Below are 20,658 nucleotides of genomic sequence, written 5' to 3'. Positions count from 1 at the left end.
TCCGGTCCCGCGCTTCAGACCGACAGCCGCGCCGACTGGGCGCCACGTTCGCGGTAGGGCGTGGTATTGTAATGGGCCCGATAACACTTGGAGAAATGCGAGGGCGAGGCAAATCCGCAGGCCAGCGCCACGTTGATCACGGTCATGTCGGTCTGCATCAGCAGGTTGCGCGCCTTTTGCAACCGCAGTTCCATGTAGTAGCGCTTCGGGCTCCGGCTGAGGTAACGGCGAAAGAGCCGCTCCAGCTGCCGCGTGGACATGCCCACTTCCTTGGCCAGTATCGAGGGGCTGATCGGCTCCTCTATGTTGTTCTCCATCATCTGGATCACCTGGCTGAGCTTTGGATGGCGCACCCCGATTCGGGTGGGTACGCTCAGGCGTTGAGTGTCCTGGTCGGTGCGGATGGAAGAATATATCAACTGGTCGGCTACCGAATTGGCCAGCTTTTCGCCGTGCTCGTCGGCAATCAGCTTGAGCATCAGGTCGATCGACGAGGTGCCGCCGGCCGTGGTCATCCTGTTTCCGTCCAGCGTGAACACCGACTTGGTGAGCTCGACCTCCTCGAACTCCTCGGCGAAGCTGTCGTGATTTTCCCAGTGTATGGTGGCTCGCTTCCCGTCCAGGAGCCCCGCGCGCGCCAGGACGTAGGACGCGGTACAAAGCCCGCCCATTCGCAGCCCGCGCCGCGCTTCGCGCCGCACCCAGTTGAGCAGCCGTTTGGTGGTGGCACCTTGGATGTCACTGCCGCCGCAGATCAGGACCGTATCGTCCCGGCCAAGCTCCTCGAGGGCCATGTCCGCCTGGAAACGCGACCCGGCGGAACAGGTGATCATGTCACCTTCTTCGCCGGCAACGGCCCAGCTGTAGAGCGTCTTGCCGGCCATGCGGTTGGCGATCCGCAGGCATTCGACAGCCGCGGAAAAACTGAGCAGCGAAAAGTTCTCCAGCAGCACGAAGACATATCGGCTCGGAGCGCCCGAGGCTTCCGCGGCCACGCGCGGCCGATTTCCCTGTGCCATTTGCGACTCCCTGTGCGGCATAAGCGGCATATCCGGACTTTCACGGAACAATAGAGAAAGGACAAGAGCCCGCGGGTCAATTCAGCTTGATTTCTCGCAAATGCGTATGGTTTCTTGCCCACGGCTCTAGTATACGATGTGTCCGAAACACGCAATGACACGCAATCTCGGAGAAACAAGATGACGGATTGGCAGAAGTCCGGCTGGCGCCGGAAGCCGCGGGTCCAGATGCCGGACTATACGGACGCGGATGCGCTGGCATCGGTGGAAGCGCGACTGTCGCAATATCCGCCTCTGGTTTTCGCCGGGGAGGCACGCCGCCTCAAGGACCAGCTGGGTGAAGCCGCGCGCGGCGAGGCGTTCCTGCTTCAGGGTGGCGATTGCGCCGAAAGCTTCGCGCAGTTCAGTGCCGATGCGATCCGCGACACCTTCAAGGTGATGCTGCAGATGGCGATGGTATTGACCTATGGCGCCAAGGTGCCGGTCATCAAGGTGGGCCGCATGGCCGGGCAATTCGCCAAGCCCCGCAGCGCCCCGACGGAGGTTCAGGACGGTCTGGAACTGCCCAGCTATCGCGGTGACATCATCAATGAACTGGATTTCACCGAGACGGCCCGCGTGCCCGACCCCGAAAAGATGCTGCAAGCCTATACTCAGGCGGCGGCGACACTTAATCTTCTGCGCGCCTTCTCGACGGGCGGATATGCCGACGTACACAAGGTCCATCAGTGGACTCTCGGTTTTACGGATGGCGAAAAGGCCGAGAAATACCGCGAGATGGCGACCCGGATCAGCGATACGCTGGATTTCATGAAGGCCGCCGGCGTCGACAGCGACCATGCCGAAACGCTGCGGTCGGTCGATTTCTATACCAGCCACGAGGCCCTGCTTCTGGAATACGAGGAGGCCCTCACTCGCAAGGACTCGACCTCGGGCAACTGGCTGGCCGGATCCGGGCACATGATCTGGATCGGGGATCGTACCCGTCAGCCCGATGGTGCGCATGTGGAGTTTGCCCGCGGTGTCCTCAACCCGGTCGGGCTGAAATGCGGACCGTCAATGGAGACCGACGACCTCAAGCGCCTTCTGGGCACTCTCAACCCCGGAAACGAGTCCGGTCGCCTGACCCTGATCGCACGGTTCGGTGCCGGCAAGGTGGGCGAGCATCTGCCCCGGCTCATTCGCACCGTCGAGCAAGAGGGTGCCTACGTGACCTGGGTCTGCGATCCGATGCACGGCAACACGATCAAGTCATCCTCGGGTTACAAGACCCGGCCCTTTGACGCGGTGCTGCGCGAAGTGCGCGAGTTCTTCGCGGTCCACAAGGCCGAGGGCACGATACCGGGCGGGGTGCATTTCGAAATGACCGGGCAGGACGTGACCGAATGCACCGGCGGCGTCCGCGCGGTCAGCGATGAGGATCTTTCGGATCGCTACCACACGGCCTGCGATCCGCGTCTCAACGCCTCGCAATCGTTGGAACTCGCTTTCCTCGTCGCGGAAGAGCTTTCTGCCCTGCGCGAGGAGCGCCACGCGCAAGCGGTCTGAGGACTGTTCAGACGCGTGGTGACCGGGCCGGCGCCAGGAGGAGGGCGCCGGCCCGTGTCATTGCCGGAGTTCAGTCGCCCGGTGCTTCAGGCCGGGCGTGACACCACCGCCGTCAGGGCGTGACCCGATACAGCGCAGCGGTGCCGACCGACAGGAACCAGATCGCGCCGTCCGGTCCCTCCTCGATGGCGCGCACACGGCCTGTTTCAGGTCCGCTGATCCTCTCGGCCTCGCGGAGGGGGCTGCCCTCCAGCCGCGAGATATGATCGAATTTCAGACTGCCGACGAAAATATGTCCCGTCCAGTCCGGCCATAGCCGGCCGGAATAGATCATCATGCCCGATGGTGCGATCGAGGGATCCCAATAGAACGCCGGCTGCTCCATGCCTTTCTTGTGCGTGCCTTCCCCGATGCTGGCCCCGGAATAATGCGTACCGTAGGAAATCACCGGCCAGCCGTAATTGGCGCCGCGGCGGATCAGGTTCACCTCGTCGCCGCCGCGGGCCCCGTGCTCGACCACCCATAGCCGGCCCTTCAGATCCAGCGCCGCACCCTGCGGGTTGCGATGCCCGTAGGACCAGATCGCGGGCACCGCGCCCGCACGGCCGGCAAAGGGATTGTCGGCGGGCACGCCTCCATCGAGGTCAATGCGGATCACCGACCCGGCCGCGCGCCCGAGATCCTGCGCCGACGGCCGATCGCCACGCTCTCCCACCGTGACGAACAGATGACCGTCCGGCGCCTCGACAAGGCGCGACCCGAAATGCCGTCCGCCGAAGCTGCCCGGTGCCATCTCCCAGATCACCCGCCATCCGTCGAGCCGCGTGCCGGTCTCGTTCAGCGTCGCGCGTGCCACCGCGGTGCCGGCACCGCCGCCCGCCTGCGGCGCGGCCAGCGTGAAGTAAAGCTCGCGGGTGCGGGCAAAATCACGCGGCACCAGGATGTCCAGGAGTCCGCCCTGCCCGCGCGCCGCCACCGGGCCGACGCCGCGCACCGGTTGGCGCGCGCCGTCCTCGAGCCGCCACAGCCGGCCACCCCGTTCCGTGATCAGAACCGCGCCACCGGGCAGGAACGCAATCGCCCAGGGCGCCTCCAGCCCCTTGGCCATGCGTTCGACCTTCAGTGTCCCGGCTCCGCTTTCGAGCGCCGCCGCCGGTGCGGCCAGGACCAGCATCGTCAGCACCCGTATCACCGCATTCCGGATTCGCATCATCGGCCTCCCCGGTCTCATGAACGCGCGGATTATGCCCTATTCGGCGCCGCGAAGACACTTTTCATTTTTGACATCAGCGCATACGATCCCGGTTGGAGAAAGATCTGAACAGGGAGAATGAAGATGAAGAAACTGCTTATGGCCACCGCCGCGGCCGCGCTCAGTGCCGGAACCGCATCCGCGGATTCCCACGCGGTCAAGATCGGCATAATCCTCGGGTTCACCGGACCGATCGAATCCCTGACACCGCACATGGCCGCCGGCGCCGAACTGGCGATGTCTGAGGTCAGCGAAAGCGGCAATCTGCTGGACGGCATGAAGGTCGAGCCGGTCCGCGCCGATTCCACCTGCATCGATTCCGGCGCCGCCACCGCCGCCGCCGAACGCCTGATCACGGCAGAGGGCATCAAGGGTATCATGGGTGCGGACTGCTCGGGTGTCACCGGCGCGATCCTGTCGAACGCCGCACTGCCAAACGGCATGGTGATGATCTCGCCCTCGGCCACCTCGCCGGCACTTTCCACGGCCGAAGACGACGGCCTGTTCTTCCGCACCTCGCCGTCGGACGCCCGCCAGGGCGTGGTGATGACCAACGTGCTCATGGATCGCGGCATTGACGAGATCGCGCTGACCTACACCAACAACGATTACGGCAAGGGCCTCGCGGATGCCTTCCAGGCCGCCTTCGAGGAGGCCGGCGGCACCGTCACCATTTCGGCCGCGCACGAGGACGGCAAGGCCGACTATTACGCCGAGGTCGGCGCGCTCGCCTCCGCGGGGGGAGAACGGCTTGTCGTCGCCGGGTACGTGGATCAGGGCGGCAGCGGCATCGTGCGCGCTGCGCTCGACACCGGGGCTTTCGACTCGTTCCACTTTCCCGACGGCATGATCGGGACAGCCCTGGAAGAGAACTTCGGCACCGAAATCGACGGATCCACCGGGCAGCATCCGGGCACCGACAGCCCCGGGAAGGATCGGTTCCAAGACATGGTCGGCGACAAGTTCGAGGCCACCTCGCCCTTCGCGCCCGAATCCTACGACGCGGCGGCACTCATCATGTTGGCCATGCAGGCGGCCGGATCGGTCGAACCCGGCGATTACAAGACCCATGTGATGAACGTGGCCAATGCGCCCGGCGAAAAGATCTTTCCGGGCGAACTGGGCAAGGCGCTTGAAATCATCGCCGACGGCGGTGACGTGGATTACGTGGGCGCCACCGCGGTCGATCTGATCGGCCCCGGCGAATCGGCCGGCAATTACCGCGAGATCATTTTCGAGGATGGCGCGATCACGACGGTGCAGTACCGCTGAACACGCGCTGTGCCTGAAGAACACGCCGACAGCCCGGCTTGTGGGGCCGGGCTGTCGATGTACATGATCGTCCGGCCAAGGGCGGCAAGAGAGGACAGCGCATGATCGTCGTCGAGGACGTTCACAAGCATTTCGGCGGCTTTCATGCCGTCGACGGTGCCAACCTGAGGATCGAGGAGGGCACGATTACCGGGTTGATTGGTCCTAACGGAGCAGGGAAAACAACGCTTTTCAATGTTATAGCTGGTGTTCTTAAACCTACGTCGGGGCGCGTGACCATGTCCGGGGAGGATATCACGGGCCTGCCCCCGCACGAGTTGTTTCACAAGGGCCTGCTGCGGACCTTCCAGATCGCGCATGAATTCGCCTCGATGACGGTCCGCGAAAACCTGATGATGGTGCCCGGCGGGCAGTCGGGAGAGACGCTTTGGAAAACCTGGATCGCGCGCCACAGTATCGCCGAAGAGGAACGCACCCTGCGGGCCCGCGCCGACGAGGTTCTGGAATTTCTCACCATCGACCATCTGGCCGAGGAAAAGGCCGGCAATCTTTCCGGCGGGCAGAAAAAGCTCCTGGAACTGGGGCGCACCATGATGGTGGATGCCCGGATCGTCTTTCTGGACGAGGTTGGCGCAGGCGTGAACCGTACCCTTCTGGGTACCATCGCGGACGCCATCGCGAGCCTCAACCGGGATCGCGGTTACACCTTCGTGGTCATCGAGCACGACATGGATTTCATCGACCGGCTGTGCGATCCTGTCATCTGCATGGCCGAGGGCAAGGTGCTGGCCGAGGGGACACTGAACGAGATCAAGGCCAATGAACGGGTGATCGAAGCTTATCTTGGTACCGGTCTTAAAAACATGGAAAAACAAGGGATTGAGGCATGATATTCAAGCTCCGTGCCGCGGGGACTCGGCATGGATGAACCGTTCCTTGTCGGTGACAGGATGACAGGCGGCTACGGTCGCGGTCCGGATATCCTGCACGACTGCACGGTCGCCGTGAACGCCGGGGAAATCGCGGTGATCGTCGGTCCGAACGGAGCCGGCAAATCCACCGCAATGAAGGCGCTCTTCGGGATGCTTGATGTCCGTAGCGGCGCGGTGCGCCTGGACGGGGACGATATCACGTCTCTCAATCCGCAGGACCGGGTGGCACGTGGCATGGGCTTCGTGCCGCAGACCGCGAACATTTTTACGTCTCTCACGGTCGAGGAAAACCTCGAAATGGGCGCCTTCATCCGGCGCGATGACATCTCCGGCACCATGGCGCAGGTCTACGACCTGTTTCCCATCCTACGGGACAAGCGCAACCAGGCCGCGGGCGAGCTTTCAGGCGGTCAGCGCCAACAGGTCGCGGTCGGCCGCGCATTGATGACCCGGCCCAAGGTGCTGATGCTGGACGAACCGACGGCCGGCGTTTCACCGATCGTGATGGATGAACTTTTCGACCGTATCATCGAGGTGGCCCGCACCGGCCTGCCCGTGCTCATGGTCGAACAGAACGCACGTCAGGCGCTGGCAATCGCGGACCGGGGGTATGTTCTGGTACAAGGCAGAAACGCCTATACCGGCACCGGCAAGGAATTGCTGGCAGACCCCGAAGTCCGGCGCAGCTTCCTGGGAGGATGAGAATGAACACCTGGCAAATGCGGCGATCGGAGTTGCCACGGAAGAATCGGGGCGATGGTCCGGGCCATTCCAATTATCCACATTTTCCCGTGAAATCTGTGGATAAACCTGTGGATAATTTCAAATACCTGACTGTTCTATTTTCGTTCACGCCCGGCCGCCGGCCGTCCCGCAGCGGAGCCTCGTGATGGATCTTCTCAACGCGTTCATCGCGCTTGCCAATTTTGTCCTTGTCCCGGCCATCGCCTATGGCAGCCAGCTTGCTCTCGGGGCGCTCGGGGTCACGATGATATATGGCATCCTGCGGTTTTCCAATTTCGCCCACGGTGACACGATGGCCTTCGGGACGATGGTCACCATTCTTGCGACATGGTGGCTGCAGGGGATGGGCGTAAGCCTCGGGCCGTTGCCCACGGCGCTTCTGGCCCTTCCCGTGGGAATCGCTGGATGCATGGCGCTTCTCCTGCTCACCGACAGGGCCGTCTACCGCTTCTACCGCGCGCAACGGGCCAAGCCGGTGATCCTGGTGATCGTCTCGATGGGGGTCATGTTCATCCTCAACGGTCTGGTGCGCTTCATAATCGGACCGGGGGATCAACGCTTCGCGGATGGTGAGCGTTTCATCGTCAACGCGCGCGAGTTCAAGGCCGCCACCGGCCTTGAGGAGGGCCTTGCGGTCAAGACCACCCAGGGCATCACCCTTGTCACCGCGATCGTGGTCGTGGCGGCCCTTTTCTGGTTCCTCGGCCGCACCCGCACCGGAAAGTCCATGCGCGCCTACTCCGACAACGAGGACTTGGCGCTCCTGTCCGGCATCAACCCCGAACGCGTGGTCACCATCACCTGGCTGATCGTCGCGGCACTGGCGACGATTGCCGGGGTGCTGTACGGGCTCGACAAATCCTTCAAACCCTTCACTTATTTCCAGCTGCTGCTGCCGGTCTTCGCCTCGGCCATCGTCGGTGGCCTGGGCAATCCGGTCGGGGCCATCGCCGGCGGATTCATAATCGCCTTCTCGGAGGTGACGATCACCTATGCCTGGAAGAAGGTGCTGGGCCACGCCCTGCCCGAAAGCCTCGAACCCTCCGGGCTGGTGCAGCTTCTGAGCACCGATTACAAGTTCGCGGTCAGTTTCGTGATCCTGCTGATCGTGCTTCTCTTCCGGCCCACCGGTCTATTCAGGGGAAAAGCGGTATGATCGACAATCCCAGAACACCCGCTCTTTTCGCGCTGGTCGCGGGGCTCATCCTCCTTACCGGCTTCGTTCAAAGCTGGAACACGGCGTTGCTGATCCTCAACATGGGGCTGATCTCGGCGATCATGTCCATGGGTGTCAATCTGCAATGGGGATTTGCCGGCCTCTTCAATGTCGGTGTCATGGGCTTCGTGGCACTTGGCGGGCTGGCGGCGGTGCTGGTGGCGATGCCTCCCACCACCGAGGCGTGGTCGGCGGGTGGCGCGCAGGTTCTGGCGGGGTTGCTGAGCGGCGCGGCGGTGATCACGCTCGCGGCGGTCATCCGGAAGCGCATGGCGCCCTCACGGCGGCGCGCGGTGGCATTGGTGGCGGTGCTGGTGGGCGGGTTCTTCGCGTACCGTGCCATCTTCGATCCCGGTGTCGAGGCCATCGAGGCCGTCAATCCCGCCGGCACCGGGTATCTGGGCGGCCTCGGCCTGCCGGTGCTGCTGGCGTGGCCAGTTGGTGGCCTGCTGGCGGCCGGGGCGGCCTGGATCATCGGCAAGACGGCCCTCGGGCTTCGTTCGGATTACCTGGCCATTGCCACGCTGGGCATCGCCGAGATCATCCTTGCGGTCCTCAAGAACGAAGACTGGCTCAGCCGCGGCGTCAAGAATGTCAGCGGCATTCCCCGCCCCCTGCCCTATGAAATCGACCTGCAGAACGATCCCGGTTTCACCGCACGGGCGGCGGAGATCGGGCTCGATCCGGTTACCGCTTCCTCGCTCTATATCAAGCTCGGGTATGCCGGGCTCTTCGCGGTGGTCCTGGTGTTGCTGCTGTGGCTGGCGCAGCGCGCCCTGAACAGCCCCTGGGGCCGGATGATGCGCGCCATCCGCGACAACGAGACAGCCGCAGAGGCCATGGGCAAGGACGTGACCGCCCGGCATCTTCAAGTCTTCATCCTGGGCTCGGCGCTCTGCGGTATCGCCGGGGCGATGATGACGACGCTCGACGGCCAGCTGATCCCCACCTCGTACCAGCCGCTGCGGTTCACCTTCCTTATCTGGGTGATGGTGATCGTCGGAGGCTCGGGCAACAATCTCGGCGCGGTCCTCGGCGGATTCCTGATATGGTTCCTCTGGGTGCAGGTCGAGCCGATCGGCCACGCGCTGATGCAACTGGTCACGGCCCCCATGGCCGACGGCAGCGCGCTGAAGGCACATCTTCTGGACAGCGCCGCGCACATGCGACTCCTGACGATGGGGCTGATCCTCCTGCTGGTCCTCCGCTTCAGCCCCCGGGGCCTGATCCCGGAGAAATAGACGCGCCGGCGCTGACGGACGGGATGGCGGGCTTCTTGCCATGCCCGTACAGGGGCTTGTGACCGGATCAGGGGGCGCTGCCCCCGTCGCCCGTGCGGGCGACTCCCCCGGGATACTTCCGGCCAGAAGAAACCGCCGGGCGACACCGGCCACGGGAGCGTTGTCAGTACAAGGGGCCGGGGCGGACGGATAACACCCGTCCCCGATCGTTCATCCGCCGTGGTCTACCCTGTCGATCACGGTATGCACACCCCTCCGGCGACCGGCGCCGGAAGGGCCGCGATCGGCAAGGGTCAGCTCTTGACGAGTGCGAGGATGAAGGTGATCGCCGTCAGTGTCAGTGCGACGATTTCCGCGGAGTTGGCCGAGGAGGCAGCGGTTTCGGCCTCGATAATCTCGGGCTCCATTACCGGTGCTTCATACTGGCCTGCCGCCAGCGGCAGGGCGGTCAGGCTGAGCGAGGCGGCAAGTGCCGATGTCATGAACAGTTTCTTCATCAAATCCCCCGGATTTTCCTGTGTTGGCGGACGCGATCCAAAACGCGCCCCGTGCTCGTGAGGCATCATAGCGTAAAAGCGGTGAGGACTGAACATTCCCTGTCCGGAGGCGGTGGCGAATAATCCCGGGAAGTGGCGCGAAGGACACGCCGCGGCACCGGCTTGTGACCGGACCCGACCCGTGAAACCGGGCGGAAATCCTCAGACATCGTCCAGCGCGTCGCCCGTCCGCCTCATATCGTCGAGCGTGGCGGCATACATGGCCTCGGCCCGCCTGATGCGGGAGCGTGACAGATCTTCGCTTTCCACCCGGATCAGCACCTCGACACCGATCATGAACGGCAGACACAATCGCCTTTCGCGGCCGGTCAGGCCGAAGGCGGTGGTGAAGGCCTCGATCCCGTCGGCATCCACCCCCAGCCAGGCCCGCCCCGAGGGAAGCATGCCGCGCCGTCCCATATGCACCAGAAAGCGCGCCATGTCCTTGTAGACCGGTGTGCGGGCCGAGCCGCCGAGATCAATCCCGGTAAGCCTGTCACCGTCGAGGATCAGGTTGTTGGGGTGCATATCGCCGTGACAGATCGCGCAGCGCCAGTCGTGCCCTTCGATCAGGGCGCCGATGCGTGCCAGCTCCCCGAGGAGGTCGCTTTCGATCCGGCGCAGAGACGCGAAAGGCTGCCGGGTGGCCGCACGTTCAGCGCGGCCGATCCATCCGCGCACCCGCGCCGGTTGCCAGCCCTCGGACATGTCGGTGGCACGGCGCAGCCATGTCGCGGCCGGCAGGAAGTGCCGGGTACGGGTTTCGGGCGGGCTTTGCCACAGGTGCTGCATCAGCGGCGTGCCCTGCACCGCGGCGATGACGAGGATGCCCTGCTCGGGGGCACAGAGCAAGGGTTCGGCAATACGAAAGCGCCCGTCGCACATATGCGGCCAGAGGCGCTGCATCTCGGCCCATTCGCGCGCGATGCTGTCATCGCGCGGATCGAGTGTGACGCGAAACACCACCGGACGGCCGTCGAGCCGGCCTTCGAATATGGCGCGCTTGCCCGGAACCAGACGGATCAGGGGGCCTGCCTCGGCCCCGTCGAATCCCGGAACGGAGGCACGCGCCGTCTCCAGCCGCGTTGCCACCTCAATCACCGCGGCCATGTCGGGCGCGCTGTCGTTCGGGGATGCGGTATCGGTGGCCATAAGGCCGATCTTTCCGCAGTGCAGCGCGGGGGTCAAGTGGCCGGGAACCGAATTGAACCCGGCGCCGGGCGCGTCTATGGTACCCGGACGCGGCGCAGGGAGAGCATGCATGACCGAGACCCCGGACACCCCGGTTGGGGAAATGAGTTTCGAACAGGCGATGGCCGAACTGGAACAGGTCGTCGGCAAACTGGAGCGCGGCGACGTGGCGCTGGCCGACTCGATTGCGCTTTACGAGCGCGGCGCGGCCCTCAAGAAGCGCTGTGAAACCAAGCTGCGCGAGGCCGAGGAAAAGGTCGCCGCGATCACCTTCGACGCGGAGGGCAGGCCAGCCGGCACTTCCCCCGTGGATGAAACGTAGCGGCCATGGAGACACCCCGCGCCGAGGCCGCCCGGGCCGTTGCCGCGCATCTGGAAAGGGTTCTCAGGCCGTTCGGTGATGGGGATGTGGCGCAGGCCATGCGCTATGCGTCGGGTGGCGGCAAGCGGTTGCGGGCGCTTCTGGTGCTGGAGGGCGCGCGGCTTCATGGCGTGGCGCAGGACCGCGCGATCTGGCCGGCGGCAGCCATCGAGGCGATGCATGCCTACAGCCTTGTGCACGACGATCTTCCCTGCATGGACGATGACAGCCTGCGCCGCGGTCGGGCGACTGTCCATGTCCGCTGGGACGAGGCCACCGCGGTCCTGGCGGGCGACGCACTGCAATCCCTGGCCTTCGAACTGGCCGCCCATCCCGAGGGCGCCGAAACCGCCCGGGCGCGGGCCGATCTGGCGTTCGGGCTGGCACGGGCCGCCGGGGGACAGGGCATGGTGCTCGGGCAGGCCCTTGATATTGCCGCCGAGGCCGCCGGCCCGCCCCTTTCGCTCGAGCAGATCACCGCCCTGCAGCAAGGCAAGACCGGGGCGCTGTTCGCCTGGGCGGCAACCGCCGGGCCGATCATGGCCGGTGCCAACGCCGATGCGCTCGACACCTATGCACGCGCGCTCGGACTGGCGTTCCAGATCCAGGACGACGTGATCGACATCACCGGCGATGCGGACCGGGCGGGCAAGGCCGTCGGCAAGGACACGACCGCCGGCAAGGCGACATTCGTGTCGCTTCTGGGGCTGGACGGGGCACGTGCGCGCGCTTCCGGTCTTGTTGACGCGGCCTGCGATGCCCTATCTTGTTACGGCGAGGACGCCGAAACCTTGCGGGCCGTCGCGCGCTTCGCTATCTCGCGTGAGGCCTGAATTGCCGCCCGCAGATCCCCAAGGGAGGGGAGCCCCATGAGCAGTCGCCCCGAAACCCCGCTTCTGGATCAGGTCGCCTCGCCGGCCGACCTCAAGCGCCTGTCTGACCGTGACCTCGGCCGACTGGCCCACGAGCTGCGTGCCGAAACCATCAGCACGGTCAGCGAAACCGGCGGCCATCTGGGGGCCGGTCTTGGCGTCGTCGAGCTGACGGTGGCGCTGCACGCCGTCTTCGACGCGCCGCGCGACAAGATTGTCTGGGACGTGAGCCATCAATCCTACCCGCACAAGATCCTGACCGGGCGGCGGGACAGGATGCGGACCCTGCGCCAGAAGGACGGCTTGAGCGGGTTCACCAAACGGTCGGAATCACCCTATGATCCGTTCGGGGCCGCGCACAGCTCCACCTCGATCAGCGCGGCGCTCGGCTTTGCGGTGGCGCGCGACCTGGGCGGTGCCTGCGAGACGGGGCATGGTGATGCCATCGCGGTGATCGGCGACGGCGCGATGAGCGCCGGCATGGCCTTCGAGGCGATGAACAATGCCGGTGCCCTGAAAAAGCGCCTGATCGTGATTCTCAACGACAACGAGATGAGCATCGCGCCACCGGTGGGCGCGCTTTCCTCCTACCTGTCAAGGCTTTACGCCGGTGCGCCCTTTCAGGAATTCAAGGCAGCGGCCAAAGGGGCGGTGTCGCTTCTGCCGGGGCCGTTCCAGCAGGGCGCGCGGCGGGCGCATGACCTGCTCAAGGGGATGACCGTGGGCGGTACCCTGTTCGAGGAGCTGGGATTCGATTACGTGGGGCCGATCGACGGGCACGACATGGACCAGCTCCTGCCGGTGCTGCGCACGGTACGCGAACGTGCCAACGGTCCGATCCTGATCCACGCGATCACCAGAAAGGGCAAGGGTTATGGCCCCGCCGAGACCCGGCGCGACGGTGGCCATGCCACGGCGAAGTTCAATGTCACCACCGGTGAGCAGAAAAAGGCGGTGTCCAACGCGCCCAGCTACACCGCCGTTTTCGCAGATGCGCTGATCGAGGCGGCCGAACGCGACGACCGGATCTGCGCCGTGACGGCGGCGATGCCGGATGGCACCGGGCTGGACCGCTTCGGCGCGCGCTACCCGTCGCGCTGCTTCGACGTGGGGATTGCCGAACAGCACGCCGTGACCTTCTCGGCCGGGTTGGCGGCGGGCGGTATGCGGCCTTTCGCGGCGCTCTATTCCACCTTCTTGCAGCGCGGGTATGACCAGGTTGTGCACGACGTGGCGATCCAGCGGTTGCCGGTGCGTTTCGCGATCGACCGTGCCGGGCTCGTAGGGGCGGACGGGCCGACACATGCCGGCAGTTACGACGTGGCCTACCTTGCCAACCTGCCGGGTTTCACCGTGATGGCCGCCGCCGACGAGGCGGAGCTCAAGCACATGGTGGCGACCGCTGCCGCGCATGACAGTGGGCCGATCGCGTTCCGGTATCCGCGCGGCGAAGGCGCCGGCGTGGAAATGCCCGAGCGCGGCGAGCCGCTGGAGATCGGTCGCGGCCGGACGATCCGGGAGGGCGCGCGCATCGCCATCCTGTCTTACGGAACGAGGCTGGGCGAAGTCCTGAGGGCGGCCGAGGCGCTCGGCCAGCGCGGGATCACCCCCACCATCGCCGATGCGCGGTTCGCCAAACCGCTCGACGAGGCGTTGATCCTGGAGCTCGCGACGGAGCACGAGGCGCTGATTACCATCGAGGAAGGTGCCATCGGCGGTTTCGGCAGCCATGTCGCGCAGCTTCTGGCCGAAAGGGGCGTCTTCGATACCGGATTGAAATATCGCTCGATGGTGCTGCCGGACATCTTCATCGACCAGGCCGGGCCCGCCGACATGTATGCGGTGGCACAACTCAATGCGGCGGATATCGAGGCGCGTGTTCTTGACGTTCTGGGAGTGGCCCAACTTCACGATCGGCGCGCCTGACCGGTCACCGGTCGCCCCGTGGACCCGACGCGCGGGTTTCCGGCGTAGAGTGATTTGCCCCGGCTGTGCGCCCCGCGCGTCTGCCGTGCGGCCCGCGTTGCCACGAACACATCCCGCACATGGCCATCAACGGAACCGCCCGGCAGGGCGCCGGCCCCGACCACGAACATGATGCCAAGCGAAAAAGGGGCGCCCCGGTAACGGGCGCCCCCTTGGCTGGGTCCGGTCTTGCCCGGGCCGGATCAGTGATGCGCAGCGGCGCCCGCTCCGTCACGATCCTTCAAAGCCGCTTCGGCCGCGGCGGCCTCCTCGGCCGCTTCGTCCCATTCCACCGGCTCAGGCTGGCGGACAAGCGCATGATCCAGCACGTCGCGAACATGATCCACTGGAATGATCTCCAGCCCTTGCTTGACGTTGTCGGGGATCTCCACGAGATCCTTTTCGTTCTCCGCAGGGATCAGCACCCGCTTGATGCCGCCCCTGAGAGCCGCGAGAAGTTTCTCCTTCAATCCGCCGATCGGCAATGCGTTGCCGCGCAGCGTCACCTCACCCGTCATGGCGATGTCCTTGCGGACCGGAATGCCGGTCAGCACCGACACGATCGACGTGACCATCGCCAGCCCGGCACTCGGCCCGTCCTTGGGCGTTGCGCCCTCAGGGACGTGAACGTGGATATCCCACTTCTCGAACCTTGGCGGCTTCACCCCGATCTCGGGCGCCACCGAGCGCACGTAGCTTGACGCGGCGTCGATCGATTCCTTCATCACGTCGCCAAGCGTGCCGGTTGTCTTCATCCGACCCTTGCCCGGCAGGCGCAGAGCCTCGATGTTCAAAAGCTCGCCACCCACGGATGTGTAAGCCAGCCCTGTCACCACGCCGACCTGATCCTTTTCCTCGGCCAGACCGTACTTGAACTTCTTCACGCCAAGGAAATCCGACAGGTTCTCGGGCGTCACGGTCACGCTTTCGGCCTCGCCCTTGATGATCCGGGTCACGGCCTTGCGGGCCACCTTGGCCAGTTCGCGTTCAAGGTTCCGTACCCCCGCCTCTCGGGTGTAGGTGCGAACGATCTCGGTCAGCGCAGCGTCGGTCAACTCGAACTCGCCCTTCTTGAGACCGTGATTCTTGATCTGCTTGGGGATCAGGTGTTGCTTGGCGATCTCACGCTTTTCATCCTCGGTATAGCCCGCAAGCGGGATCACCTCCATCCGGTCCTTCAGGGGTTCCGGCATGTTGTAGGAATTCGCCGTGGTCAGGAACATCACGTTGGAAAGATCGTATTCCACTTCGAGATAGTGATCGACGAAGGTCGAGTTCTGTTCGGGGTCCAGCACCTCGAGCATCGCGCTTGCCGGGTCGCCGCGAAAATCCTGACCCATCTTGTCGATCTCGTCGAGCAGGATCAGCGGATTTGTCGTCTTCGCCTTCTTGAGCGACTGGATGATCTTGCCGGGCATCGACCCGATATAAGTCCGGCGGTGTCCGCGGATCTCGCTTTCGTCACGCACGCCACCAAGGCTGATGCGGATGAATTCGCGGCCGGTGGCCCGCGCCACGGATTCCCCGAGCGAGGTCTTGCCCACGCCCGGCGGCCCCACGAGGCACATGATCGGACCCTTGAGCTTCTTGGACCGCTGCTGAACGGCCAGATACTCGACAATGCGCTCCTTGACCTTCTCGAGCCCGTAGTGATCGGTGTCGAGGATCTTCTCGGCACGGCTCAAGTCCTTCTTGACGCGCGATTTCTTGCCCCACGGGATGCTCAGCATCCAGTCGAGGTAGTTGCGCACAACCGTTGCCTCGGCGCTCATCGGGCTCATGTTCTTGAGTTTCTTGAGTTCCGCCTCGGCCTTCTCGCGGGCCTCCTTGGAAAGCTTGGTCTCCGCGATGCGTGATTCCAGCTCGGCAACCTCGCCTTCGCCTTCCTCGCCGTCGCCCAGCTCCTTCTGAATGGCTTTCATCTGCTCATTCAGGTAATATTCCCTCTGGGTGCGCTCCATCTGCGACTTGACGCGCGTCTTGATCTTCTTTTCCACCTGCAGAACGCTCATCTCGCCCTGCATCAGGCCGTAGACCTTTTCCAGGCGCTCACTCACGCTGAGCGTTTCCAGAAGCTCCTGTTTCTGTTCCACCTCGATACCGAGATGCCCGGCCACCAGATCGGCCAGCCGCCCCGGCTCCTCGGACTCGGCCACGGCCGACAACGCCTCTTCGGGAATGTTGTTCTTGGCCTTGGCATAGCGTTCGAATTCGTCCGACACGGTTCGCAGCAACGCCTCAAGGGTGGCCGCGTCGCCCGGCACCTCGGTCAGGTACTCGGCCCGCGCCTCGAAATAAGAGTCGTTTTCAAGGTATTCGGTGATACGCACCCGTGCCACGCCTTCGACCAGCACCTTCACGGTGCCGTCGGGCAGCTTCAGAAGCTGCAGAACGTTTGCCAGTACGCCACTGCCATAAATGCCGTCGGTGCCCGGATCGTCCACGCCCGGATCGACCTGGCTCGACAGCAGGATCTGCTTGTCGTCGGCCATGACCTCTTCGAGCGCGCGGACCGATTTGTCGCGGCCCACGAAAAGCGGCACGATCATGTGAGGAAACACCACAATGTCCCGCAGCGGCAGGACGGGATAACTTGAGTTGAGGGGTTCTTGCATGCTCTTTCCTTGCTTGGCAAAAAGGCGCGCGCCCCGCTCTGCGGCGACGCATGGCCTTTTCCTGTCTCGGGATTAACAGTTGGGGCGAAAGCGCCCCTGTTTCAACCCGTCGGTCGCGTCATCGCGCCAATCTGCCCGGCCTTGCAGCCGGGGGCAAGGGCGCAATTCGGCCAATGTGCAGGAAATGGAAATCATGCAAAGGGCCCCGGGCCGACTGCTCAGGCCAGCAGCCCCGCGGCCAGCGCGGCCACCAGTGCCCAGCTTGCGGCAAAGATCGCGAAGTGAACTGAAATCGGCATTGTCTCGGCCTCCGGGGTCATCTTCCGCACCTACAATAGCTGTTGTCGCGGGTCGCGGGCAGTCAGGAAAACCTTACCCGGCGCCGCTCGACGTCCCTTTCAGAGCGGATCGATGTCCCCGTCGGCCCGTCCGGCGTGGAAGGCGGCCTCCCATTGCGCGAATCGCGCTTCCGCGATCGCCAGGCGCATCCCCGCCATGATTTCCTGGAAATAATGCAGGTTGTGCCAGGTCAGCAGCATCCCGCTGATCATCTCGCCCGCGCGAAAGACATGGTGCAGGTAGGCGCGCGAATAGCCGCGGCAGGCCGGGCATCCACAGGCATCGTCCAGCGGGCGGGGATCGTCGGCATGGCGCGCGTTCTTGATGTTGACCACCCCGCGACGGGTGAAGGCCTGCCCCGTCCGGCCCGACCGCGAGGGCAACACGCAATCCATCATGTCCACGCCCCGCTTCACGGCGCCCACGATGTCATCGGGCTTGCCGACCCCCATCAGGTAGCGTGGCCTGTCCCGCGGCAGCAACCCCGGCGCATAATCCAGAACCCCGAACATGGCAGCCTGCCCCTCGCCCACGGCCAGCCCGCCGATGGCATAGCCGTCGAATCCGATGGCCGTCAGGGCCTCGGCGCTTTCGGCGCGCAGATCCGGGGCAACCCCGCCCTGCATGATCCCGAAAAGGGCGTGGCCGGGCCGGTTCCCGAAGGCCACCTTCGACCGCTCGGCCCACCGCATCGACAGGTGCATCGCGCGCGCCACCTCGTCATCGGTGGCGGGCAGCGCCGGACATTCGTCAAAACACATCACGATGTCGCTGCCCAGAAGCCGCTGTATTTCCATCGAGCGTTCCGGTGTAAGCTCGTGACGCGACCCGTCGATATGGGATTTGAACGTGACCCCCTGCTCGGTGAGCTTGCGGAGCCCGGCCAGGCTCATCACCTGGAAGCCGCCGCTGTCGGTCAGGATCGGCCGGTCCCAGTTCATGAACCGGTGCAGCCCCCCCAGCCGCGCCACCCGCTCAGGCCCCGGGCGCAGCATCAGGTGATACGTGTTGCCCAGCAGGATATCGGCCCCCGTCTCGCGCACCGAGTCCGGCAACATCGCCTTGACCGTGCCCGCGGTGCCCACCGGCATGAAGGCCGGCGTGCGGATCTCGCCGCGCGGCGTGGCAATGACGCCCGCGCGTGCCGCACCGTCAATTGCCTTGAGTTCGAAGCTGAATGATGCTGTCATCCTAGGCCCACAAGTCGCGATCCCTCCATATCCGACGATTCTCCGCGAATGCCAAGGAGCCCGCCAATGAGTGACGACGAAACCGGTGCAGAACTCAATTTTGGCTGGGAGGAATGGATCACCCTGCCCGACCTCGGGGTTCCGGCCCTTCGCGCCAAGGTCGATACCGGGGCGCGTACCTCGGCGCTCCACGCGTTTGACATCGAGACCTTCGGCCCCGCCTCGCGCCCCAAGGTGCGCTTCACCGTACACCCGATTCCGGGGCGCGACGACCTGATCATTCCTTGCTCGGCCCCCATACTGGACCGGCGCGAGGTGGCCTCTTCCAACGGCGAAAAGGAAATGCGCTACGTGATCCAGTCACGGATGGCGGTGAACGGACAGGAATGGCCGATCGAGATCACGCTGACAAACCGCGCCACCATGACCAGCCGCATGCTTCTGGGGCGCCAGGCGCTCAAGGACCACATCACCATCGTCGCCACAGACCGCTTCCTGCAGCCGGAGTTGAGCTACGATGTCTATCACACTGCGCGGATGCGCCACGAACAGCCCAAGCGTGCGCTGCGCATCGCCGTTCTTTCGCGCGAGGACAACTATTCAACCCGCCGCCTCGTGGAAGAGGGAGAAAAGCGCGGGCACACCGTGGAGGTGATCAATACCACGCGCTGCTACATGGCGATCAACGCCATGGCGCCCGAAGTCCATTACGACGGCAAGCGCCTGCCCCGCTTCGACGCGGTGATCCCACGCATCGGCGCCTCCATAACCCCCTACGGTGCAGCGGTGATCCGGCAGTTCGAAACCATCGGAACCTATTGCGTGAACCCCTCGCACGGGATCAGCGCCAGCCGTGACAAGCTCTACGCTCATCAGCTCATGGCGCGGGCACGGATCGGAATGCCCAACACCGCCTTCGCGGCTTCGCCGAAGGACACCGGCAACCTGATCGGGCTCGTGGGGACCGCGCCACTGATCGTCAAGCTGCTGGAATCGACGCAGGGAAAGGGCGTGGTGCTGGCGGAAACCAAGAAGGCCGCCGAATCGGTCATCGATGCCTTCCGCGGACTGAAGGCCAATTTTCTGGTTCAGGATTTCGTCAAGGAAGCCGCGGGCGAGGATATCCGTTGCCTGGTCATCGGCGGAAAGGTGGTGGCCTCGATGAAGCGCACCGGTGCGGACGGCGACTTCCGCTCCAACCTCCATCGTGGCGGCAATGCCAAGTCGGTCCGCATCACCCGAGAGGAGCGTGACACCGCCGTGCGCGCCGCCCGCGCCTTTGAACTCAACCTCGCCGGTGTGGACCTGCTGCGTTCGGAATCCGGGCCCAAGGTCCTTGAGGTCAATTCTTCTCCGGGCTTTGAGGGAATCGAGAGGTCCACGAGCAAGAACATCACCGCAAAGCTTTATGAACAGATCGAAAGCCGGGTCCGTCCGGCACCGATCCGGCGCCGCAAGAAGACCGGCAAATAGGCCGATCCGGGGCGTGAACGGTTTATCCGTACAAACTGAACAGAATGTTCACTTCACCGCCCCTCTGGACGCGCGGCCTTATAAAACTTATATGTTTTATCAGGATATACAGACAGGTTCCGATCATGACCCACAGTCCAGAACCGCTTGAAGGGGCACCGCTCATCGCTCCGTCAAGCACAGAGCATCCGCTTTACGATCAGGTCGTCGCCGCATGCCAATCGGTCTTTGACCCCGAAATCCCGGTCAACATCTATGATCTGGGCCTGATCTATACGATTGATATAGATAAGGAAAATGCCGTGAACGTTATCATGACCCTGACCGCGCCGGGGTGTCCCGTCGCCGGGGAAATGCCCGGTTGGGTGGCCGATGCGATCGAACCTCTGCCGGGGGTCAAACAGGTCGATGTGGAACTGGTCTGGGAGCCCCCGTGGGGTATGGACATGATGAGCGACGAAGCCCGCCTGGAACTGGGTTTCATGTGAAAATTCAAGACGCTGAAAGGTAAAATTCATGTTCGGAATTCCGGGAAAGCAGGCCATTTCAATGACCCCTGCGGCCGCCTCGCAAATCCGCAAGCTGATGCAGCAGGAAGGCCATGACGGCCTTCGAATCGGCGTCAAGAAAGGCGGCTGCGCGGGCATGGAATACACGATGGAATATGTGGATGAAACCGATCCCCATGACGAGGTGGTCGAGCAGGAGGGTGCGCGGGTCATGATTGCGCCGATGGCGCAGATGTTCCTGTTCGGTACCGAGATAGATTACGAGGTGTCTCTGCTTGAATCGGGTTTCCGTTTCAACAATCCCAACGTGACCGAATCCTGCGGCTGCGGTGAATCCATCAAGTTCGAGAACATGGAATGAAGGTTCCATTTGCTTGGTTCTG

The 20,658-nt window shown here is 64.2% G+C and carries 18 protein-coding genes; 12 read left to right on the top strand and 6 right to left on the bottom strand.

Translation table 11 applies throughout. The features are described from left to right. Window positions 1–14 precede the first annotated feature (14 nt). Window positions 15–1,019, bottom strand: a complete 1,005-nt coding sequence (locus DQW77_RS13415; RefSeq protein WP_113258745.1) for a GlxA family transcriptional regulator — start codon at window positions 1,017–1,019, stop codon at window positions 15–17. 180 nt (window positions 1,020–1,199) lie between these two features. Here DQW77_RS13415 and DQW77_RS13410 point away from each other — a divergent pair, with 180 nt between their 5' ends. Continuing rightward, window positions 1,200–2,567, top strand: coding sequence for a class II 3-deoxy-7-phosphoheptulonate synthase (locus DQW77_RS13410; protein WP_113258744.1), 1,368 nt, complete (start codon window positions 1,200–1,202; stop codon window positions 2,565–2,567). A gap of 112 nt (window positions 2,568–2,679) precedes the next feature. On the opposite strand, the gene DQW77_RS13405 is transcribed toward DQW77_RS13410, so the two are convergent. Then, complete coding sequence (locus DQW77_RS13405) at window positions 2,680–3,780, bottom strand: PQQ-dependent sugar dehydrogenase (protein WP_113258743.1); 1,101 nt, start codon at window positions 3,778–3,780, stop codon at window positions 2,680–2,682. Window positions 3,781–3,903: 123 nt separating this feature from the next. On the opposite strand from DQW77_RS13405, the gene DQW77_RS13400 reads away from it, so the two are divergent. From DQW77_RS13400 to DQW77_RS13380, 5 genes are all read left to right on the top strand, one after another. Next, the gene (locus DQW77_RS13400; RefSeq protein ID WP_113258763.1) at window positions 3,904–5,091 is read left to right on the top strand and encodes an ABC transporter substrate-binding protein; all 1,188 of its coding nucleotides are present in this window, start codon (window positions 3,904–3,906) and stop codon (window positions 5,089–5,091) included. 101 nt (window positions 5,092–5,192) lie between these two features. Continuing rightward, the gene (locus DQW77_RS13395) at window positions 5,193–5,981 is read left to right on the top strand and encodes an ABC transporter ATP-binding protein (RefSeq protein ID WP_113258742.1); all 789 of its coding nucleotides are present in this window, start codon (window positions 5,193–5,195) and stop codon (window positions 5,979–5,981) included. Between the two features lie 30 nt (window positions 5,982–6,011). Beyond that, window positions 6,012–6,725, top strand: a complete 714-nt coding sequence (locus DQW77_RS13390; RefSeq protein WP_113258741.1) for an ABC transporter ATP-binding protein — start codon at window positions 6,012–6,014, stop codon at window positions 6,723–6,725. A 187-nt stretch (window positions 6,726–6,912) separates the two neighbouring features. Further along, window positions 6,913–7,923, top strand: a complete 1,011-nt coding sequence (locus tag DQW77_RS13385) for a branched-chain amino acid ABC transporter permease (RefSeq protein ID WP_113258762.1) — start codon at window positions 6,913–6,915, stop codon at window positions 7,921–7,923. Next, entirely contained in the window at window positions 7,920–9,224 is a 1,305-nt protein-coding gene (locus tag DQW77_RS13380; RefSeq protein WP_113258740.1) for a branched-chain amino acid ABC transporter permease, read from the top strand. Before DQW77_RS13385 ends, DQW77_RS13380 begins: the two co-directional genes overlap by 4 nt. A gap of 293 nt (window positions 9,225–9,517) precedes the next feature. Here the strand turns inward: DQW77_RS13380 and DQW77_RS13375 are convergent, their stop codons facing one another. Then, window positions 9,518–9,721, bottom strand: coding sequence for a hypothetical protein (locus DQW77_RS13375; protein ID WP_147094976.1), 204 nt, complete (start codon window positions 9,719–9,721; stop codon window positions 9,518–9,520). A gap of 201 nt (window positions 9,722–9,922) precedes the next feature. Then, window positions 9,923–11,023 (bottom strand): phosphotransferase, encoded by a 1,101-nt coding sequence (locus tag DQW77_RS13370; RefSeq protein WP_113258738.1) that lies wholly within the window; start codon window positions 11,021–11,023, stop codon window positions 9,923–9,925. Here DQW77_RS13370 and DQW77_RS13365 point away from each other — a divergent pair. The 3 genes from DQW77_RS13365 to dxs are packed head-to-tail and all read left to right on the top strand — an operon-like array spanning window position 11,022 to window position 14,110. Continuing rightward, a complete protein-coding gene (locus DQW77_RS13365; RefSeq protein WP_113258737.1) occupies window positions 11,022–11,273 on the top strand; it encodes an exodeoxyribonuclease VII small subunit in 252 nt (83 codons plus the stop codon). The genes DQW77_RS13370 and DQW77_RS13365 overlap by 2 nt on opposite strands. A 5-nt stretch (window positions 11,274–11,278) precedes the next feature. Further along, on the top strand, window positions 11,279–12,145 hold the full coding sequence (locus DQW77_RS13360) for a polyprenyl synthetase family protein (protein ID WP_113258736.1): 867 nt from the start codon (window positions 11,279–11,281) through the stop codon (window positions 12,143–12,145). Window positions 12,146–12,181: 36 nt separating this feature from the next. After that, window positions 12,182–14,110 carry a 1-deoxy-D-xylulose-5-phosphate synthase gene (gene dxs / locus DQW77_RS13355; RefSeq protein WP_113258735.1) on the top strand — a complete coding sequence of 643 codons (1,929 nt, stop codon included), beginning with the start codon at window positions 12,182–12,184 and terminating at the stop codon, window positions 14,108–14,110. Window positions 14,111–14,352: 242 nt separating this feature from the next. On the opposite strand, the gene lon is transcribed toward dxs, so the two are convergent. Continuing rightward, window positions 14,353–16,764 (bottom strand): endopeptidase La, encoded by a 2,412-nt coding sequence (lon, locus tag DQW77_RS13345; protein ID WP_113258733.1) that lies wholly within the window; start codon window positions 16,762–16,764, stop codon window positions 14,353–14,355. Window positions 16,765–17,162: 398 nt separating this feature from the next. Then, complete coding sequence (gene tgt / locus DQW77_RS13340; protein WP_113258732.1) at window positions 17,163–18,293, bottom strand: tRNA guanosine(34) transglycosylase Tgt; 1,131 nt, start codon at window positions 18,291–18,293, stop codon at window positions 17,163–17,165. 66 nt (window positions 18,294–18,359) lie between these two features. Here tgt and rimK point away from each other — a divergent pair, with 66 nt between their 5' ends. From rimK to DQW77_RS13325, 3 genes are all read left to right on the top strand, one after another. Beyond that, the gene (rimK, locus tag DQW77_RS13335; protein WP_113258731.1) at window positions 18,360–19,766 is read left to right on the top strand and encodes a 30S ribosomal protein S6--L-glutamate ligase; all 1,407 of its coding nucleotides are present in this window, start codon (window positions 18,360–18,362) and stop codon (window positions 19,764–19,766) included. A 125-nt stretch (window positions 19,767–19,891) separates the two neighbouring features. Further along, entirely contained in the window at window positions 19,892–20,254 is a 363-nt protein-coding gene (locus DQW77_RS13330; RefSeq protein ID WP_113258730.1) for an SUF system Fe-S cluster assembly protein, read from the top strand. A gap of 28 nt (window positions 20,255–20,282) precedes the next feature. Then, window positions 20,283–20,636: an iron-sulfur cluster assembly accessory protein gene (locus tag DQW77_RS13325; protein ID WP_113258729.1), complete on the top strand. Its 354-nt coding sequence runs from the start codon at window positions 20,283–20,285 to the stop codon at window positions 20,634–20,636. Window positions 20,637–20,658 lie beyond the last annotated feature (22 nt).

It is taken from the genome of Roseovarius sp. TE539 (assembly GCF_003298505.1).
Lineage (GTDB): Bacteria > Pseudomonadota > Alphaproteobacteria > Rhodobacterales > Rhodobacteraceae > Roseovarius.
Note: the sequence above shows the minus strand (reverse complement) of the source record. Positions and strands in the feature narration are given on the sequence as shown.

Coding starts and splice junctions, on each gene's coding strand:
- DQW77_RS13405 (WP_113258743.1), bottom strand. CDS start 3,780: ATGATGCGAATCCGGAATGCGGTGATACGGGTGCTGACGATGCTGGTC.
- DQW77_RS13380 (WP_113258740.1), top strand. CDS start 7,920: ATGATCGACAATCCCAGAACACCCGCTCTTTTCGCGCTGGTCGCGGGG.
- DQW77_RS13415 (WP_113258745.1), bottom strand. CDS start 1,019: ATGGCACAGGGAAATCGGCCGCGCGTGGCCGCGGAAGCCTCGGGCGCT.
- DQW77_RS13325 (WP_113258729.1), top strand. CDS start 20,283: ATGTTCGGAATTCCGGGAAAGCAGGCCATTTCAATGACCCCTGCGGCC.
- DQW77_RS13400 (WP_113258763.1), top strand. CDS start 3,904: ATGAAGAAACTGCTTATGGCCACCGCCGCGGCCGCGCTCAGTGCCGGA.
- lon (WP_113258733.1), bottom strand. CDS start 16,764: ATGCAAGAACCCCTCAACTCAAGTTATCCCGTCCTGCCGCTGCGGGAC.
- tgt (WP_113258732.1), bottom strand. CDS start 18,293: ATGACAGCATCATTCAGCTTCGAACTCAAGGCAATTGACGGTGCGGCA.
- DQW77_RS13330 (WP_113258730.1), top strand. CDS start 19,892: ATGACCCACAGTCCAGAACCGCTTGAAGGGGCACCGCTCATCGCTCCG.
- DQW77_RS13390 (WP_113258741.1), top strand. CDS start 6,012: ATGGATGAACCGTTCCTTGTCGGTGACAGGATGACAGGCGGCTACGGT.
- DQW77_RS13395 (WP_113258742.1), top strand. CDS start 5,193: ATGATCGTCGTCGAGGACGTTCACAAGCATTTCGGCGGCTTTCATGCC.
- DQW77_RS13360 (WP_113258736.1), top strand. CDS start 11,279: ATGGAGACACCCCGCGCCGAGGCCGCCCGGGCCGTTGCCGCGCATCTG.
- DQW77_RS13410 (WP_113258744.1), top strand. CDS start 1,200: ATGACGGATTGGCAGAAGTCCGGCTGGCGCCGGAAGCCGCGGGTCCAG.
- DQW77_RS13375 (WP_147094976.1), bottom strand. CDS start 9,721: ATGAAGAAACTGTTCATGACATCGGCACTTGCCGCCTCGCTCAGCCTG.
- DQW77_RS13370 (WP_113258738.1), bottom strand. CDS start 11,023: ATGCATGCTCTCCCTGCGCCGCGTCCGGGTACCATAGACGCGCCCGGC.
- DQW77_RS13365 (WP_113258737.1), top strand. CDS start 11,022: ATGACCGAGACCCCGGACACCCCGGTTGGGGAAATGAGTTTCGAACAG.
- DQW77_RS13385 (WP_113258762.1), top strand. CDS start 6,913: ATGGATCTTCTCAACGCGTTCATCGCGCTTGCCAATTTTGTCCTTGTC.
- rimK (WP_113258731.1), top strand. CDS start 18,360: ATGAGTGACGACGAAACCGGTGCAGAACTCAATTTTGGCTGGGAGGAA.
- dxs (WP_113258735.1), top strand. CDS start 12,182: ATGAGCAGTCGCCCCGAAACCCCGCTTCTGGATCAGGTCGCCTCGCCG.